Source organism: Microcystis sp. M53602_WE12, assembly GCF_030065455.1.
In the GTDB taxonomy this organism is placed as follows: domain Bacteria; phylum Cyanobacteriota; class Cyanobacteriia; order Cyanobacteriales; family Microcystaceae; genus Microcystis; species Microcystis aeruginosa.
In genome coordinates, this window is sequence record NZ_JASJFB010000530.1 from 1 (window position 1) to 1,216 (window position 1,216).

The 1,216-nt window shown below is 47.9% G+C and carries 1 protein-coding gene; it reads right to left on the minus strand.

Annotated features, from left to right (window positions below):
* Nucleotides 1-250: 250 nt before the first annotated feature.
* Nucleotides 251-775 (minus strand): type IV pilin-like G/H family protein, encoded by a 525-nt coding sequence (locus PX482_RS17220; protein WP_288122744.1) that lies wholly within the window; start codon nt 773-775, stop codon nt 251-253.
* Between the last annotated feature and the right edge of the window lie 441 nt (nt 776-1,216).

Below are 1,216 nucleotides of genomic sequence, written 5' to 3' on the forward strand. Positions count from 1 at the left end.
CCACTTGAGCCAAACTGACATCGGTATAGAAAAGAATACTTCCTAATACCATCACGCTCAGGGTTTCGAGCGATCTTTTCATGAGATACTCCGATCAACTGAATCGATAATTAATCGTTAAAAACGAGAGAAAAACTCGATAAATTTAGACAGATTACCGAGAGGATTAAATCGTTCCCGAAAAGTCAAGTGATCAACTGTCCCGGGCCCGCTACCAGCAAGACAATTAACTGTTCTCCCAACCTCAACACTACTCGTTCACCTCGGAAGCGGGAACCTGTACGGAGAAGTCGCCGCACTGGAGGGTCAGTTTTCCGGGGTTATTAAACTGATTGCCGCGCACCAATTGCGGATCCGCCGGACGCGTCTGACCGGGATTGGTATTCTGACAGATAATCGTCGTGATTTTTGGGTCTTGGTTAGGAGTGATAAAAGCCGCACCCACATAAGCTTTTAGCTGATTGCTGACGGTTGAGCGAGCGGGGATAACGTAGCTATAGGCGGCCTCGGAAGTGGTGCGAATGGCATAATCAAAGGTTTTCGGCAAAGTAACCCCGAAATCATCTTGAACATTGTCAACTTTCGCTCGAAAATTACCGTTATTCTGATAATAGGTGCGCTGTCCCTCGGTCATCTTGGCGACGGCTTGCAAAGCGGCGTTTTGGTCTTGAGCGATCGAATTACCTGTTTGACTTAGAGTCAGATTCCCTGTAGCGAGGAGAGCGAGAGAACTAACAAGGAAAGCGAGGGAAAAATGTCGGTTAGGTTTTCTCATGGGATATTCAAGGCTAATAAATCTTTAAAAAGGTGCGGTCACGACCCGATAGTAAACCCCGTTAGCACCGTAGGCGGGACTTAACCAAGCCGTACCGCAGCGGTAATAAGTGCTTGTACCAACTGGGTTATAAACGCATCCCCCTGGGAGGTTAGTATAGATCGCTCCGAGGGCGTAGGCACTGCCCGCCGCAAAGCCCGCATTGTAGGATTCCGCTTGATTGGCAGTGGCAGCCGTTGCGCCGAGGGCGACTCCCGTGGTGGCCGCCGCTCCGGCCGCGGCCCAACCACCGCAGTTATAAGGGACTTCCAGAGAATAAAATACCCAACAAAAAAATAGAAAAGTGTTTTTTTGAAAAAGTAATTATTTTTGTCTAGGAAAACAAAGAGTCTCCCATTACAACCTATTTTTCCGAAAAAATAGGCAGCACAAACTCTTATA